Consider the following 15365-nt stretch of genomic DNA (forward strand, 5'->3'; position numbering starts at 1 on the left):
CCAAACTCCAAACTCCAAACTCCAAACTCCAAACTCCAAACTCCAAACTCCAAACTCCAAACTTAGCTCAGTTGTGTTTTTAGAAATAGTTGATACCGTTTTTTTGCCAAGGTATAGCACATTAGTTCGAACCTACTCTCTGTAACATCAAAAACTCGCTCCAATCTTCCCCTTGCAGCTAAAAAATTTAAGCTTCCCTTTTTAAAGACTGCCGTAATATGAACATGAGATTAGCTCTGCCATGTTCATAGAAATAGCTGATATTTTTTTCTAAGGTAAAGAGCATAGGTTGGTATTCACTATTGTTAAATCAGAAGCAAGAAGCCAGTTTTTTTTACACTCTTTTTATCTGATAAGAATACTTCCTTTAAGGCCCATATCGCTCAATCCCTAAACCTCTCTACTTAAACGAAGGTGGGAATGGCGTGATCAAGTACTCATTTTTTTAACTATCTTTAAGGCTGGCCACTTTCTAGTTGGCAAAGTATGACTAGCGTCAACTATTGCGTAGTGCGTTCAGCTCATAATATCGTCAAATTGATTTTTAGCTTGTGATCTAAAACGCAAGCGATAGGAGAGCGGTAAATGCGTATTCAACAACTTAGTGAGCTTTTAAATTATGTAGCAACTTGTCGACTTGAAATGGCACAGCTATATAGCCGTTTACACTCACAAGCTGACTCGTCACGTGTAAAGCTAATGCTTGAATATTTTCAACAGCATGAGCGTCAAACCGCCGATAAACTTGAGAACTATATCGATGCTGCTCCTAAGAAAATACTCGACACTTGGTACAAGGATATTGTGTTTGAAGATTTTTCGGCTTTGTGCTTAAAGCAAACTCTGCCAGCAAATATGAGCGAAGAAGATATTTTAGAGCTACACCTAGAGCTCGATAATAAGCTGATTGGCTTAATTGAAAAGACCTCTCTCTCTTCAGCATCAGCCGAGACAAAAGGTGCACTTGAAGATCTCGTTAGGGTTGAGAAAATTCAGCAACAGCGTTTGGTTCATAGCAGTATCCGCATGGATGACATCTAAGAGTCAGCTTTCCTCTATCGATTAAAGGCACCTTCAGGTGCCTTTTTTGATCCAGCCTGTAGCAGCCTATACTTGTGTTAGATCAACTTACGGTGATTTAAATGCCTTACGGATGAACAATTCATTTGTGTTTAAGTCTGAGTTACTAACATTCTAAGTTGGTCGTAATTCTGTCGTGGGGACACCTTAATGAACGAGAAACATCTGTCAGCATTAGTATCATTATACTCAGTCGAACAAGTGAGGGAGGCCGAGGCTAGCGCTGTACGTTGTGGCAAGACAAGCCTTTATGAGCTCGTTGAACGGGCTGCAGCTGCTGCCTTTGAGCAGCTGCAAACTCAAAGTGGTAACTCTCAAACTATTTTGGTTTTAGCGGGGCATGGCAATAATGCTGCTGATGCTTATGTTACTGCATCACTGTTAATTAAGGCTGGAAGAACGGTCTATTTACAAGCCTCTGCGGCTCATAACCCCACTGCTGAGCTGTTGCTTGCTATTGCACATTTTGAACGTGTTGGTGGCAAAACTTGTCCATTTTGTATCGATAGAATCGTTGAAGCTGAAGTGATTGTTGATGGTTTATTGGGTACCGGGGCTAGAGGTGAACTCAGTGATGAGCTTGTTGCGATAATTAGCGCTGTGAATCGCAGTAGTGCTTGGGTAGTGTCACTTGATGTTCCATCAGGGATAGAGTCTGATACCGGAATCACTAAACAGGTTGCGATAGAAGCGAGCATAACCCTTACCTTTGGAGGGATTAAGCAAGGATTGTTAACCAGTCAAGCTCGGCACTTTTGCGGCAAGTTACTACTGGCAGATATTGGTTTAACTCCTTTCTTGCCTCTCAGTGAAGTGAAGAAGTTGGTGAGTAACGATCTGCCGAACATTTTTTTGCCAAGAAGAAGGGATTCCCACAAAGGTGATAGCGGTAAAGTTACTGTTATCGGTGGTGATTTTGGTATGTCTGGTGCGATCAGATTAGCTTCTGAGTCATGTTTGAGAGCGGGAGCTGGACTTGTCACTGTGATTTCAAGACCTGAACATCATGCGGTGGTTTGTACCACTCGACCTGAACTGATGTTTTGGGGTTGTGAGTTAGTCGATATGGAAGTTTACCTTAAACTGGGTTGGGCTAATGTTCTAGTGATTGGGCCCGGTTTGGGAACAACTGATTGGGGTTACAATTTACTTAAGGCGGTCGACTTAGCTGAAAAACCCAGCGTGATTGATGCTGATGCATTAAATTTGCTGTGTCATTTTCCATTGTCGAATAAGAATTGGGTGCTAACCCCACACCCAGGTGAAGCGGGTCGACTACTTGGAGTGAGCACTGAAGAGGTAGAGAAGGACCGTTTCAAGGCGGTTCGTACACTGCATAAAAAATATGGAGGAGTTATCGTTTTAAAAGGTGCTGGTACCCTTATCTATGACGGTAATGACTGCCTTGTCGCCCCTGTTGGTAACCCTGGCCTTGCCAGCGGTGGCTGTGGGGATGTGCTCTCTGGGATCATTGGCGCCTTGATGGCGCAAGGTTTCAGCAACATGCAGGCGGCTTATATAGCCGTTGTCATTCATGGTGATGCAGCCGATCTCGCGGCTAAAGACGGTGAGCGAGGCATGCTAGCCAGTGATTTAATGTCTTATATTCATCAGCTGGTTAATGAAATCTAGTTTGGAAAACGAGATGATTAGGTTAAAGTAACGCATTCTAGCCAATGTGTTACTAGGACATCTTTTTAAATCAATATGAATATGCAATCAATTATCTTAGATCTTAATGATGAGCAAGCAACAGTGAGTTTAGGCAGTAAGTTATCGGCCTTAATCACACCGCCCTTGACGCTCTACCTTAGTGGTGATTTAGGCGCTGGTAAGACGACTTTTAGCCGTGGTTTAATTCAAAGTTTAGGTCACGACGGAGCGGTGAAAAGTCCTACATACGCACTGGTTGAGCCATACGAGCTAAATGGTATGGACGTTTTTCATTTTGATTTGTATCGGTTATATGATCCCGAAGAGCTCGAATTTATGGGGATAAGAGATTATTTTACCGAGCGTAGCTTATGTATCGTTGAATGGCCCGATCGTGGTCACGGTCTATTACCGCAAGCTGATATACATATCTACATTAAATATGTTAATACTGGACGACAAATAGAATTACAGGCCCTTTCTACTAAGGGTGAGCAAATATTGGCGTGTTTGAATAATAATGATAATAAACAATAATATATTTAAGTTAGTAGTATTACTCTTTACCTTTGGTGCCTCCTTTTTTGCGCAGAGTGCTAATAAGCTCGAAGGCGTAAGGGTATGGGCTGCACCCGAGTCTACCCGTATCGTTTTCGATTTAAGTCAATCGCCGAGTTATACGCACTTTACCCTAACCAATCCCTATCGATTAGTGGTTGATTTGAAAAATGCATCAAACAAAGTCGACTTAGCTAAAATTGCTAACAACAGTAAGCTGGTTAAGAAAATTAGAAAGAGCACCCCGCCAGAAAAAGGCACGCTCAGGATTGTCATTGATTTAGTTAAGCCGCTGAGAGCTAGCTTGTTTGCACTTCCACCAACGGCGCCTTACGGCAATCGATTAGTCGTTGATTTAGATAGTGGCAGCGCTAAACCTAAAAGCCAGTCAGCTAAACCCGTGAGTGCTTTGCGCGATGTGGTGGTGGCGATTGATGCAGGTCACGGCGGTGACGATCCCGGCTCTATCGGTCCTACAGGGATGTATGAAAAGAAAGTCGTATTACAGATAGCGAAGAAAGTCGCGAAAAAAATTAATGCAACACCTGGAATGAAAGCCGTGATGACGCGTACTGGCGACTATTTTGTCAATTTGAATCGCCGTTCCGAGATTGCTAGAGACAGTAAAGCGGATCTGTTGATCTCTATTCATGCCGACGCATTTACCTCGCCCCAACCGCAAGGTGCGTCTGTCTGGGTATTATCGATGCGCCGTGCCAACAGTGAGATAGGTCGTTGGTTAGAGCAAAAAGAGAAACACTCTGAACTGCTCGGTGGTGCAGGTGAAATTATTCAAAATACGGATAATGAACAATATTTGGCGATGACTTTACTCGATATGTCGATGGATCGCTCGATGGCGATTAGTCACAATATTGCAGATGATGTGTTATCTAATTTGGGTAAGGTGACTAAACTACACAAACATAAGCCTGAGTCGGCCAGTTTTGCCGTGCTTAAGTCTCCCGATATTCCCTCAATATTGGTAGAAACTGGATTTATTTCAAATCATAGGGAAGAGCGCCTACTCTCCCAAAGAGAGCATCAGAACAATATCGCCAAAGCAGTACATAAAGGCGTGGTTAAGTATTTTGAAGCTAACCCTCCCGCTAATACACTACTCGCCAGTAGAAGTAACACCAAGCACAAAGTGCGCAGTGGTGAATCATTATCGGTTATTGCCCATCGTTATCAGATCTCTATTAGTCGCTTGAAAAAAGCGAATAGACTTAAATCTAATACTTTGAAAATTGGGCAAACGTTAATCATTCCGCGAGCGTAATCATGTTGCAGTTAAAGAGTAAATAATGGCCATAGAAAAGTTACCTCCCCAGCTTGCTAACCAGATAGCCGCTGGAGAAGTTGTTGAGCGTCCAGCTTCTGTTATCAAGGAGTTGGTGGAGAACAGCTTAGATGCCGGAGCAACAAAAGTTGACATCGAAATCGACAAAGGCGGCAGTAAACTTATTCGTATTAGGGATAATGGCTTAGGGATCCCTAAAGAGGATCTTGAATTAGCGTTATCTCGGCACGCCACTTCTAAACTTAAATCACTTGATGATCTCGAAGCGATTATGAGCTTTGGATTTCGAGGCGAAGCGTTAGCCAGTATTAGCTCTGTTTCTCGCCTCACTTTAACGTCAAGAACGGCAGCGCAAACCGAAGCATGGCAAGCCAAGGCCGAAGGGACTGAGATGGCGGTGCAAATATTGCCAGCAGCACATCCTGTTGGAACCACCATTGAAGCCATCGATCTGTTTTTCAATACTCCGGCTAGGCGTCGTTTTTTAAAAAGTGATAAAACGGAATTCACCCATATTGATGAATGGTTAAAGCGAATTGCGTTAGTCAGGCGCGATATTCACTTTACCCTTAAGCATAATGGTAAAAGTGTCCGCAATTATCGGCCCGCCAATACCGAAATCCAATACTTACAGCGTTTGGGGCTCGTGTGTGGCAAAGTATTTGCAGAAACCTGTTTGCATATTAGTTGCCAGCATAATGACTTAACCTTAAGCGGTTACCTTCAAGCACCTAATACTGTGTCCGGCTATTGTGAAACACAGTACTTTTACGTTAACGGTCGCTTGATTAAAGACAGACTGGTGAATCACGCTGTAAGGCAAGCATTCTCTGAGTATGCCGCAGGGGTGTCACCTGGTTATGTATTAATGCTCGAGCTAGACCCGCATCAAGTGGACGTTAATGTTCATCCTGCAAAGCATGAGGTCCGTTTCCATCAAAGCCGTTACGTGCATGATTATATTTTGCAGGCATTGCAATCTGCTATGGCACAGTCTGCTGAGCTGGAGGGAATTGAGTCACTGCATGATATAACAGGGGAGCTTCCATCGACCAATAGTGGAGCAACTGCATCTGCTCAAGGTTATGCACCAGTCAGTAGTAAGCCATCTTCCTCTTTTAGCGTCAGCGAGCGCCCACCAGTAGCATCATCAAGTTACAACGACGAGCCGTCCAGTTATAAAGCCCCGTTAAGGCCTGCAACTCACCGAGCGGAAGTCAATTTACCTTCGCAAAGTAGTTTAGACGCCTATGGTAGCTTGCTCAGTACCAGCACTTCAGCGACATTGACTAATGTCGTCAGCACCAGTTCCACCACTGCGGTGGCTGGCGCAACTGTCAATATGCCTCCCGTATTAGCCGATAAGTATTGGGTGATCGCTAAGCAAGACACGTTGAGCTTACTGAGCATTGTTGATGTGATTAAAGCAACTGTGCGTGAAGAGATAAGTGCTAAGTTAGGACAAGGGCTTGTTGGTCAACCATTGCTGATGCCTGTTGCTGTTCCTGTTGATAAGGTCTGGAGCGAGGTCATTGAAAACAGAGAGCAATTGCTGAGAAAGTTGGGAATTGAGTTATCTATTCGACTCGGGCAGTTGATTATCAAAAAAGTGCCCCCATATCTGAGAGATAGCCAATTGGCTTCGGTGATCCCAGCATTATTACAATGGATCCGATTTGAGTTACCCTGTGACGCAGCATTAGTTAATTGGCTTGCAGAGCAATCCTCAGGTCGTTTTACTGCCACTGCCGAGGCGTGGTTAGCTTTTAATGCACTCGATGACAGTGTCATCAGCGACCTTTATAATCAAAGCCAAGTATTACCTTGGCAGCAATGGATGAAAGAATCTCAGAGTGACTGACAAGAAAAAACATAAAGTTATCACCTTAATGGGCCCAACAGCTTCAGGTAAAACTGCGCTGGCCATTGAGCTTGTCAAAAACCATGACTGCGAAATTATTTCTGTGGACTCAGCATTGATCTATCAACAGATGGATGTTGGTAGTGCCAAACCTGATGCCGCAGAGTTAGCTGAAGCGCCGCATCGCCTGATTGATCTTATTGATCCGATTGAGAGTTATTCAGCAGCTGATTTTAGAAAAGATGCGCTGATCCAAATCGAAGAAATTATTGGTCGTGGTAAAACACCTTTGCTGGTGGGTGGCACCATGATGTATTTCAAAGCCTTGATTGACGGCTTATCACCTCTTCCTGCAGCAGATGTAGCGATTCGAGCACAAATAGCAGCAGAAGCTGACACTCAAGGTTGGCAAGCATTACATGACCAACTTAAAAGTATTGATCCAGTATCCGCTGAACGTATTCACCCTAATGATCCACAGCGATTAGCGAGGGCATTAGAAGTTTTTCGGATCAGTGGCAAGTCGTTAACCGAGTTAACGAAAACCAAATTAGATGCATTCCCTTACGAAGCAGTGCAATTTGCGATTGCACCTAACGACAGAAAAGTGTTACATAAAGCGATAGAAACTCGCTTTATGTCGATGTTAGGTCAAGGGTTTGTAGAAGAAGTAAAAAATCTAAAAGCTCGCGGTGACTTACATTTAGACCTGCCATCAATGCGATGTGTTGGTTATCGGCAATGTTGGCAGCATTTAGATGGTGAATTTGACTATGAAACCATGGTTGAAAAAGCTATTGTTGCTACTAGGCAATTAGCTAAGCGCCAATTAACATGGCTACGTGGTTGGCCTGACTTAATTTGGCTAGAAAGCGGAGCCGAAAGCAATCTTGCTACAGTAATGCGATATAGTCGCTAGCTTATTGGCTGTAGCTGTATAATACTAAAACTAAATAATAAAGTTTTATAGTATTAGAATTACTATTGATATTTCATAAAAAAGGAAATTAGAAAATGGCAAAGGGGCAATCTTTACAAGACCCGTTTTTGAACGCATTGCGTCGTGAACGCGTTCCAGTATCTATTTATCTTGTTAACGGCATTAAGCTACAAGGACAAGTTGAGTCTTTTGATCAATTTGTTATCTTGCTTAAAAACACGGTAAGCCAGATGGTTTACAAGCATGCTATTTCGACAGTGGTACCTTCACGTCCATTTAACGTGAGTAACCACCAAGCGACAAATGCTCAAGCTGGTTTTAACGCTCAGCATGATGAAATTGATGAGAAGTAATTTTTTGAGGAGATTGCTTTTTGTTTGATCGTTATGAGGCCGGAGATCGAGCAGTACTTGTCCACATTGATTTCTCCGATGAAGATAGCCGAGAGGATCTAGAAGAGCTTAAACTTTTAGTTGAATCTGCTGGGGCCCAATCAATCGGAGTTATTACAGGAAGTCGTCGTGCTCCGGACCGTAAGTTTTTTGTTGGTTCGGGCAAGGCCGAAGAGTTAGCTGCGATGGTTGCGGCTACAGATGCTAACGTGGTGATTTTTAACCACCCATTGAGCCCAGCTCAAGAGCGAAATGTAGAGCATTTGTGTGAATGTCGAGTACTCGACAGAACAACTTTGATCCTTGATATTTTTGCTCAAAGAGCTAGAACCTTTGAAGGCAAATTACAAGTGGAGCTAGCGCAATTGCGCCACATGTCAACGCGCCTAATTAGAGGTTGGACGCATCTAGAAAGGCAGAAAGGCGGGATTGGTCTTCGTGGACCAGGTGAAACCCAGCTAGAAACAGATAGACGTTTGTTACGAGCGCGAATTCGCACTATTAATCGACGTTTAATTAAAGTCGATAAACAGCGTGATCAAAGTCGTAGAGCTAGACAACGAAGTGATATGTCGACAGTGGCATTGGTAGGCTATACCAATGCTGGAAAGTCTACATTATTCAATGCATTAACAACTTCGGATGTTTACGCAGCAGATCAACTTTTCGCAACGTTAGATCCAACGTTGCGAAAATTAGAGTTACCAGATGGCCATGTTATTTTAGCCGATACTGTTGGGTTTATTAGGCATTTGCCTCATGATCTTGTTGCAGCATTTAAAGCTACATTGCAGGAAACACGACAAGCTGATTTGTTATTACATGTCGTGGATAGCGCTGATGAAAACATGGCGGATAACTTTGAGCAAGTTCAAAGAGTGCTCAAAGAGATCGATGCTGACGAAATTCCACAATTGATTGTTTGTAATAAAATCGATCTATTGGATGAGGTGAAACCTCGCATCGATTACGATGATGAGGGGAATCCAATTCGAGTCTGGGTATCTGCCCAGCAGCAAAAAGGCTTGGAGCTAGTTCAGGAAGCTATCAACGATTTAGTTGGTAAAGCGGTTAAAGAACTAACCTTGCAAATTCCTGCTTCGGCAGGACATTATCTTGGCCAGTTTTATAAACTGGATGTAATACAGCAGAAAGAGTATGACGATCTGGGGAACTGTATGATCTCTGTGCGCTTGTTAGAGGCCGATTGGCGTCGACTGGTAAAGCAGAGCCTTGGTGAAATAGAAACTTTTATCGTCGACGATGTCGTCGCATAAATTGTTATTTTAGTAATCTCGCTTAATTCATACACTATGGAGTACTAAATGGCTTGGAACGAGCCCGGTAACAAGGGTCAAGACCCTTGGGGGAAAAAAGGTGGTAACGATAAAGGACCACCTGATTTAGATGAAGTTTTTCGTAACCTTTCTAAGCGCTTTGGCGGCAAAGGTAATGGTTCTGGCGGTGGCATAAGCGCAATCAGCTTGGTTATCGTTTTGGCTATTGCTATTGTGGTTTGGGGCCTATCAGGCTTCTACACAGTTAAAGAAGCTGAGAAGGGTGTTGCACTGCGTTTTGGCGGCTATATTGGTGAAGTTGATCCTGGCCTTCAATGGAAAGCGACCTTTATTGATGAAGTCACTCCAGTGAATGTGCAAACTGTTCGTTCAATTCCAGCTTCTGGTAGCATGCTAACAGCGGATGAAAACGTAGTATTGGTTCAACTTGACGTTCAATATCGAGTGAATAATGCGAAGAATTATCTTTATAGTGTAGTCAATGCCGATGCCAGTCTGCGTGAAGCGACTGACAGTGCGTTACGTTACGTTATTGGCCACAATACGATGGATGATATCTTGACCACTGGTCGAGATAAGATCCGACGTGATACGTGGGATGAGATAGAGCGCATTATCGAAAGCTATAAGCTTGGTATTGTCGTTGTTGACGTTAACTTCTTGCCTGCTCGTCCACCTGAAGAGGTTAAAGATGCCTTTGATGACGCGATTGCAGCACAAGAGGATGAACAACGTTTTATCCGTGAAGCAGAAGCTTACTCTCGTCAGTTAGAGCCTAAGGTTCGTGGTACTGTGCAGAGAATGGATCAACAAGCCAAAGCCTATCAGCAAAGAGTTACGCTTGAAGCTCAAGGTAAAGTTGCTCGTTTTGAACAGTTACTACCAGAGTACCAAATGGCGCCTGATGTCACTCGTGAACGCATGTATTTCGATACTATGGAACAAGTGATGAGTGGGACTAGCAAAGTGCTTATTGACGCTAAAAGTAGCGGCAATTTAATGTATTTACCGCTAGACAAACTGATGCAGAATACTCAGTCACAAACGTCAGTGAGTCCTAAAAGTAAACCTGCACAGCCTGTAACGTCGGTGAATAGCACGACAAATAATCGCAGCATGCCTCTTGATGGTCGCCCATCAAGAGGAGATCGTACGGGGAGGAATTAAGTAATGGGTAAATTTACTGCGGTATTAATCGCTGTACTTATTGCAATCACTCTATCGTCACTTTTAGTGGTTAACGAAGGCGAGCGCGCAATTGTTTCGCGATTTGGTAAAGTCTTAAAAGATGATGGCGTTACGCGAGTTTACACTCCTGGTTTGAATATAAAGATCCCGATGCTTGATAAGGTCAAGTTTTTGGATTCTCGAGTACAAACCTTAGATGGTGCAGCGGACCGTTTTGTGACTTCAGAGAAGAAAGACCTTATGGTTGATTCTTATGTGAAGTGGCGCATCTTGGATTTTGAACGTTACTATTTGTCGACCAATGGTGGTATTAAAGCTAATGCTGAATCGCTGTTGCAACGTAAAATAAATAACGATCTTCGCACTGAGTTTGGTCGCCGTACGATTAAAGAGATCGTTTCTGGTAGCCGTGATGAACTGCAATCTGATGCGCTAAGAAATGCATCAGAAAGTGCTGCTGACTTAGGTATTGAAGTCGTTGATGTTCGCGTTAAGCAGATCAACTTGCCTGATAACGTTAGCACCAGTATTTATCAACGTATGCGTGCAGAACGTCAATCTGTTGCCAAAGAGCATCGCGCTCAAGGGCGAGAGCAGGCTGAAATCATTCGTGCTAAGACCGATGCTAGTGTGACTATTCAGACTGCAGAAGCTGAACGTAAAGCCCTGACCGTTCGTGGTAAAGGTGATGCTGAAGCGGCTAAGATCTATGCAAAAGCTTATACGAAAGATCCTGAGTTTTTTAGCTTTATGCGTAGCTTAGATGCATATAAGTCGAGTTTCGCTGGTGATAGCAATGTGATGGTGCTTGAACCAAACAGTGAATTCTTTAGATACATGAAGAGTTCCACTGGTAAGTAATCTTATCACTCGATAAAAAAGGGCCTAACAAACGTTAGGCCCTTTTTTTGCTTTGAATATTTAATTTTATAGCCTACCGCCAATTCCTACCTATTCAGTCAACTATTCACTCATAGCAATAATAAGCCTACATCTAAGAGTGTAAGTGTCTAATTTAGCAGTGTTTAAACAAGATGTTTTTTGATGTTCTATAGAGCTTGATTGCGGAAGTTATTAGCCTTGATGCTTTCTTTTTATACATAATAGGCATTTAAAGCAACATAGTTAACTTAGTTCTGTGTTTTAACTATGATCTGGTTCTAATTTTTGGCTATAATGAGCTCCGCCTCTAATTTAGGTTTTTAATCTCTGGCTGTAAGTCAGATTTTGAGAAACTTGATATAACAAAAATTCCAACACTCTCTGGAGATAAGTGGATGAGCAATGCGCCAGTCGATACCGGACGTCGCAGATTTCTGACCGCAGCAACCGCCGTAGTAGGTGGTGCTGGTGCCGCTGCTGTAGCGGTTCCGTTTATAAAGTCATGGAATCCGAGTGCCAAAGCGAAAGCAGCAGGTGCGCCGGTTGAAGTAAACATAAGTAAAGTCGAGCCAGGTCAACTTATTCGAGTTGAATGGCGTGGTAAGCCTGTATGGGTTGTTCGTCGTACCAAGGAGATCTTAGCGGGTCTGCCTGCTATTGACGATCAGCTTCGCGATCCAGCTTCTGTGGAACCACAGCAGCCTGCATACGCGCAGAACACATGGCGTTCAATTAAGGAAGAGTACTTCATAGCCGTTGGCTTGTGTACTCACCTAGGTTGCTCTCCAACTTACTTACCAGATACATTTGGTGAGCAGGTAGAAGGTGTTGCATCTGGCTTCTTCTGCCCTTGTCACGGTTCTAAGTTTGATATGGCTGGTCGCGTTTTCCAGGGTGTACCTGCGCCATTGAACCTCGTCATCCCTCCACATCAGTATATTGATGATGGTACCGTGATTATCGGTGTCGATAAAGGAGCTGCGTAATGGTTAAGAATATCATTGATTGGATTGACGAACGTATTCCTATGACCGCGACGTATAATCGCCATGTCGGTCAATATGCGACACCAACCAACTTTAACTTTTGGTACTTTTTTGGCTCATTAGCCATGCTCGTACTGGTTAACCAACTGCTTACCGGTATCTGGTTAACGATGAACTACGTGCCTACAGCGGAAGGTGCGTTCGCTTCTATTGAATATATCATGCGTGATGTTGAGTACGGTTGGTTGCTGCGTTATATGCATTCCACCGGGGCATCCGCCTTCTTTGTTGTCATCTATCTTCATATGTTCCGTGGTTTAATCTACGGTTCATACCAGAAGCCTAGAGAGCTGTTATGGCTATTTGGTATGCTTATCTTCCTGGTGTTGATGGCTGAAGCATTTATGGGTTACCTACTACCTTGGGGACAGATGTCCTACTGGGGAGCACAGGTTATTATCTCATTGTTTGGTGCTATCCCATTTATTGGTGATGATCTCACATTGTGGATCCGGGGCGACTTTGTTGTCTCTGGTGCGACCCTAAACAGATTCTTTGCGCTGCATGTTATCGCTCTGCCGCTTGTACTTGTGGTTTTGGTGTTCTTACATCTAATCGCGCTACATGAAGTGGGGTCAAACAACCCAGACGGAATCGAGATTAAGAAGAATAAGGATGAGAATGGTTGGCCTAAAGATGGTATCCCATTCCACCCATACTATACCGTCAAAGATATTATGGGCGTCGCAGGATTCTTGATTGTCTTCTGTTATGTGTTGTTCTTTATGCCTGAAGGTGGTGGTTACTTCCTTGAGGGGCCGAATTTTGAAGCGGCTAACCCGATGAAGACACCTGAACATATTGCACCAGTTTGGTACTTCACACCTTTCTATGCGATTTTGCGTGCGATTCCTGACAAGTTAATCGGGGTTATCGGCATGGGTCTTGCTATTGCGGTTCTGTTCATTCTACCTTGGTTAGATCGTTGTAAGGTTAAGTCAGTTCGTTACCGCAGCATGATCCACAAGCTGAACATTGGTCAGTTTGCCGTATCATTTATTGCATTGGGTTACTTAGGTGCAGTTCCTACAACGGAAATTCTGACTTATGCGGCGCGTTTCTTTACGGTGACTTACTTCGGCTTCTTCTTACTACTGTGGATTTACAGTAAGAACGAGAAGACTAAGCCTGTTCCAGAGAGGTTGACACACTAATGAAAAAATTATTGATTGCATTAGTCGCATTGGTCCCAACTTTGGCGATGGCTTCTGGTGGCGGTGCTCACCTTGAAGACGCAAACATTGACCTAAATGATCAAGCGTCGCTGCAGCGTGGTTTGGATCACTTCCAAAACAACTGTGCAGGTTGTCATAGCACTCAGTATCAGCGTTATGAGCGAGTGGCAACAGATCTCGCTATTCCGCTAGATGTTATGAGCGCTAAGTATGTCCATGGTGAAGCCAAAGTAGGCGAACTTATGGAAAATGCGATTCCTGAAGTTGATGCGGCTAAGTGGTTTGGTGCTACACCGCCAGATCTAACCTTGGTTGCACGTGTTCGCGGCGAAGATTGGGTTTACTCATACCTTAAGGGTTTTTATAAAGATGAAAGCCGTCCGTTTGGTGTGAATAATACTGTTTTCCCCTCTGTTGGTATGCCGCATGTTCTGCAAGAACTTCAGGGCCTAGCAGTTGAGCAGGAAGATGGAACCTTAGTTGCGACTGGCGGAACACTCTCTGCTGAAGAGTATGACCAATACGTCCGTGATATCACAGGCTTCTTAGTTTACTCTGGCGACCCCGTAAAACTTGAGCGTGAAAGCTTAGGTTGGTGGGTGATGGGCTTCCTGTTTATTTTCTTTATTGTGGCTTACCTCTTAAAGAAAGAATACTGGAAAGATGTACACTAAGCCCTATTAAAGGGTAGAATGTATTATCCGCATATTGTAAACGGGGAGCTTTGCTCCTCGTTTGCTTTTGCATTTTTTGCTTTTTGATTTGTGAAACCGGAGGGTATCAATGGCTGTCGCTGCCAACAAACGCTCAATCATGACCCTGTATTCAGGCGCCGATGACCTTTATAGTCATCAAGTACGTATCGTTCTCGCTGAGAAAGGAGTAACGGTTGACGTGCTGCAGGTTGATCCAAATGAGATCCCTGAAGATTTGATCGAGCTTAACCCGTACAACACTGTGCCAACATTGGTCGACAGAGAGCTAGTACTTTATAACTCTCGCATCATTATGGAATACCTAGATGAGCGTTTTCCTCATCCTCCATTAATGCCTGTTTATCCGGTTTCTCGTGGCCAAACTCGTCTTTGGATGCACCGCATCGAAGAAGATTGGTATGCACTTGTAGAGCGCATTAGAAAAGGCGACCGTGCTGAAGCTGCTCGTAAAGAGTTGACTGAAAGCTTAACGGCAATTGCCCCTATCTTCGGTGAAGTGCCTTACTTCATGAGCGAAGAGTTTGGTTTAGCTGATTGTTATTTAGGTCCACTATTGTGGCGTCTACCTGTGTTGGGTATCGAACTTGATAGCCGTGCAGCAAAAGACATTAAAGGTTACATGACTCGTTTGTTCGATCGTGAATCCTTTAAAGCTTCTTTAACAGAGACTGAGCGCGAAATGCGCATGGGTATCTAATGAAAGAGCTGACTCCGAATCGTCCATACTTGTTGCGGGCTTATTATGACTGGTTGATGGATAACCAGTTAACGCCCCATGTTGTTGTTGATGCCTATGTGCCTGGCACACAAGTACCACAACAATATGTTAAAGATGGTCAAATTGTACTTAATATTACTGAAAGTGCTGTAGGTAACCTACAAATCACTAATGAGTTTATTGAGTTCAGTGCACGTTTTGGTGGTGTACCTCAGCAGGTGTTGCTGCCTATGGCTGCAATTGTTGCTATCTACGCCAGAGAAAATGGCGCTGGTACGGTTTTCGATTTAGAAGAGTCGTACCAAATAGATGATGCTGAAGAGACAGGACTTTCTGTAGTGAAAGAGCCTGTGGTTGAAATCAGCGAGCCTGAAGAGGCTAAAGAAGAGGTTAAGGAACCTAAACGCCGTGGTCATTTGACCTTAGTGAAATAGGTTGTAACCTGCCAAGAAAGCCAGTCATTGACTGGCTTTTTTATTGGATAAAATTAACGACAAAACGAACAAGCGGTAACGTTAATCTACTCCACTCTTATAAGTGAAGATTTAGGCACGC

The 15365-nt window shown here is 43.6% G+C and carries 15 protein-coding genes; all 15 read left to right on the forward strand.

The genetic code is table 11. The annotated features are described in order from the left end of the window. The first annotated feature begins 585 nt into the window (after positions 1-585). The 15 genes from CXF86_RS00035 to CXF86_RS00105 all read left to right on the forward strand — a co-directional run bounded on the left by CXF86_RS00035 (position 586) and on the right by CXF86_RS00105 (position 15244). Positions 586-1041: a hypothetical protein gene (locus CXF86_RS00035; protein WP_101092533.1), complete on the forward strand. Its 456-nt coding sequence runs from the start codon at positions 586-588 to the stop codon at positions 1039-1041. A gap of 189 nt (positions 1042-1230) precedes the next feature. Next, positions 1231-2712, forward strand: a complete 1482-nt coding sequence (locus CXF86_RS00040; RefSeq protein ID WP_101092532.1) for an NAD(P)H-hydrate dehydratase — start codon at positions 1231-1233, stop codon at positions 2710-2712. Between the two features lie 81 nt (positions 2713-2793). Beyond that, entirely contained in the window at positions 2794-3270 is a 477-nt protein-coding gene (tsaE, locus tag CXF86_RS00045; protein ID WP_232775159.1) for a tRNA (adenosine(37)-N6)-threonylcarbamoyltransferase complex ATPase subunit type 1 TsaE, read from the forward strand. Further along, entirely contained in the window at positions 3254-4573 is a 1320-nt protein-coding gene (locus CXF86_RS00050; RefSeq protein ID WP_101092530.1) for an N-acetylmuramoyl-L-alanine amidase, read from the forward strand. The genes tsaE and CXF86_RS00050 overlap by 17 nt, the downstream gene beginning before the upstream one ends. A 25-nt stretch (positions 4574-4598) precedes the next feature. After that, positions 4599-6455 (forward strand): DNA mismatch repair endonuclease MutL, encoded by a 1857-nt coding sequence (gene mutL, locus CXF86_RS00055; protein WP_102038042.1) that lies wholly within the window; start codon positions 4599-4601, stop codon positions 6453-6455. Then, positions 6448-7374 (forward strand): tRNA (adenosine(37)-N6)-dimethylallyltransferase MiaA, encoded by a 927-nt coding sequence (miaA, locus tag CXF86_RS00060; RefSeq protein ID WP_101092528.1) that lies wholly within the window; start codon positions 6448-6450, stop codon positions 7372-7374. Before mutL ends, miaA begins: the two co-directional genes overlap by 8 nt. Before the next feature lie 95 nt (positions 7375-7469). After that, positions 7470-7748, forward strand: coding sequence for an RNA chaperone Hfq (gene hfq, locus CXF86_RS00065; protein WP_101092527.1), 279 nt, complete (start codon positions 7470-7472; stop codon positions 7746-7748). 20 nt (positions 7749-7768) lie between these two features. Next, the gene (gene hflX / locus CXF86_RS00070) at positions 7769-9064 is read left to right on the forward strand and encodes a ribosome rescue GTPase HflX (protein WP_101092526.1); all 1296 of its coding nucleotides are present in this window, start codon (positions 7769-7771) and stop codon (positions 9062-9064) included. Positions 9065-9112: 48 nt separating this feature from the next. Then, on the forward strand, positions 9113-10252 hold the full coding sequence (hflK, locus tag CXF86_RS00075; protein ID WP_101092525.1) for an FtsH protease activity modulator HflK: 1140 nt from the start codon (positions 9113-9115) through the stop codon (positions 10250-10252). Positions 10253-10255: 3 nt separating this feature from the next. After that, entirely contained in the window at positions 10256-11134 is an 879-nt protein-coding gene (hflC, locus tag CXF86_RS00080; RefSeq protein WP_102038043.1) for a protease modulator HflC, read from the forward strand. 416 nt (positions 11135-11550) lie between these two features. Beyond that, entirely contained in the window at positions 11551-12141 is a 591-nt protein-coding gene (gene petA / locus CXF86_RS00085) for a ubiquinol-cytochrome c reductase iron-sulfur subunit (RefSeq protein ID WP_101092523.1), read from the forward strand. Next, positions 12141-13355 carry a cytochrome b gene (locus tag CXF86_RS00090; protein ID WP_101092522.1) on the forward strand — a complete coding sequence of 405 codons (1215 nt, stop codon included), beginning with the start codon at positions 12141-12143 and terminating at the stop codon, positions 13353-13355. The genes petA and CXF86_RS00090 overlap by 1 nt, the downstream gene beginning before the upstream one ends. Then, positions 13355-14050, forward strand: a complete 696-nt coding sequence (locus CXF86_RS00095) for a cytochrome c1 (RefSeq protein WP_102038044.1) — start codon at positions 13355-13357, stop codon at positions 14048-14050. The genes CXF86_RS00090 and CXF86_RS00095 overlap by 1 nt, the downstream gene beginning before the upstream one ends. Positions 14051-14159: 109 nt before the next feature. Beyond that, a complete protein-coding gene (sspA, locus tag CXF86_RS00100; RefSeq protein WP_101092520.1) occupies positions 14160-14789 on the forward strand; it encodes a stringent starvation protein SspA in 630 nt (209 codons plus the stop codon). After that, positions 14789-15244, forward strand: coding sequence for a ClpXP protease specificity-enhancing factor (locus CXF86_RS00105; RefSeq protein ID WP_101092519.1), 456 nt, complete (start codon positions 14789-14791; stop codon positions 15242-15244). The genes sspA and CXF86_RS00105 overlap by 1 nt, the downstream gene beginning before the upstream one ends. Positions 15245-15365 lie beyond the last annotated feature (121 nt).

Source organism: Shewanella sp. GutCb (assembly GCF_002836135.1).
In the GTDB taxonomy this organism is placed as follows: Bacteria; Pseudomonadota; Gammaproteobacteria; order Enterobacterales; family Shewanellaceae; genus Shewanella.

Coding starts and splice junctions, on each gene's coding strand:
- CXF86_RS00035 (WP_101092533.1), top strand. CDS start 586: ATGCGTATTCAACAACTTAGTGAGCTTTTAAATTATGTAGCAACTTGT.
- CXF86_RS00040 (WP_101092532.1), top strand. CDS start 1,231: ATGAACGAGAAACATCTGTCAGCATTAGTATCATTATACTCAGTCGAA.
- tsaE (WP_232775159.1), top strand. CDS start 2,794: ATGCAATCAATTATCTTAGATCTTAATGATGAGCAAGCAACAGTGAGT.
- CXF86_RS00050 (WP_101092530.1), top strand. CDS start 3,254: ATGATAATAAACAATAATATATTTAAGTTAGTAGTATTACTCTTTACC.
- mutL (WP_102038042.1), top strand. CDS start 4,599: ATGGCCATAGAAAAGTTACCTCCCCAGCTTGCTAACCAGATAGCCGCT.
- hfq (WP_101092527.1), top strand. CDS start 7,470: ATGGCAAAGGGGCAATCTTTACAAGACCCGTTTTTGAACGCATTGCGT.
- hflK (WP_101092525.1), top strand. CDS start 9,113: ATGGCTTGGAACGAGCCCGGTAACAAGGGTCAAGACCCTTGGGGGAAA.
- hflC (WP_102038043.1), top strand. CDS start 10,256: ATGGGTAAATTTACTGCGGTATTAATCGCTGTACTTATTGCAATCACT.
- petA (WP_101092523.1), top strand. CDS start 11,551: ATGAGCAATGCGCCAGTCGATACCGGACGTCGCAGATTTCTGACCGCA.
- CXF86_RS00090 (WP_101092522.1), top strand. CDS start 12,141: ATGGTTAAGAATATCATTGATTGGATTGACGAACGTATTCCTATGACC.
- CXF86_RS00095 (WP_102038044.1), top strand. CDS start 13,355: ATGAAAAAATTATTGATTGCATTAGTCGCATTGGTCCCAACTTTGGCG.
- sspA (WP_101092520.1), top strand. CDS start 14,160: ATGGCTGTCGCTGCCAACAAACGCTCAATCATGACCCTGTATTCAGGC.
- CXF86_RS00105 (WP_101092519.1), top strand. CDS start 14,789: ATGAAAGAGCTGACTCCGAATCGTCCATACTTGTTGCGGGCTTATTAT.